Annotated in this window: 1 protein-coding gene; it reads left to right on the top strand. The window is 64.9% G+C overall.

Annotated elements, in window-relative coordinates:
* A partial coding sequence (locus EOC06_RS42485; protein ID WP_245469575.1) for an MATE family efflux transporter occupies positions 1 to 594 on the top strand: 594 nt, incomplete at its 5' end.
* Positions 595 to 693: the final 99 nt, after the last annotated feature.

The raw sequence follows: 693 nt of genomic DNA, 5'->3' as shown, positions 1-693 counted from the left end.
ATCATGATCCGCTCGTTCTCGCTGCTCGCCGCCTTCGCATTGTTCACCCGCCAGGGCGCGCAGTTCGGCACGGTGACGCTGGCCGCCAACGCCGTGCTGATGAACTTCTTCCTCGTCGCCGGCTATTTCCTCGACGGCTTTGCCACCGCCGCCGAACAGCTGGCGGGCCGTGCCGTCGGCGCACGTGCCGCCGCACCGTTCCGCCAGGCCGTGCGGCTGACGCTGTTCTGGGGTTTCGGACTGGCGGGAGCCGCGACGCTGGTAATGCTGTCTGGTGGCGCCAATCTGGTCGCACTGGTGACGACATCGGAGGAAGTCCGTTCGGTGGCCGACATCTACCTGCCGTGGGCGGCATTCACCGCGCTGAGCGGTGTGCTGGCGTTCCAGATGGATGGCGTCTTCATCGGCGCGACCTGGTCGCGCGACATGCGCAACATGATGCTGCTGTCGTTCCTGGTTTTCGCGGCCGCGCTGCTGACCCTTGCGCCCGCCTTCGGCAACAATGGACTTTGGGCGGCGCTGCACGTCTTCCTGCTGGTGCGAGGCTTCAGCCTGCTGACGATCCTGCGGCTCAGGGTGCGGACGGCGTTTTAGACGGTGCCCTCCGGAAGGCCCTGCGCCGTCCAGGCAGCGAACGGCACCTGTTCGCGATAGGAATTTTTTCTTGACTCTGTGATCTCAGCTATGGTACAT

This window comes from Mesorhizobium sp. M7A.F.Ca.MR.362.00.0.0, assembly GCF_004023175.1.
GTDB lineage: Bacteria > Pseudomonadota > Alphaproteobacteria > Rhizobiales > Rhizobiaceae > Mesorhizobium.
The sequence above is the reverse complement of the archived record's forward strand: the minus strand, read 5'-3'. Positions and strand labels throughout refer to the sequence as shown.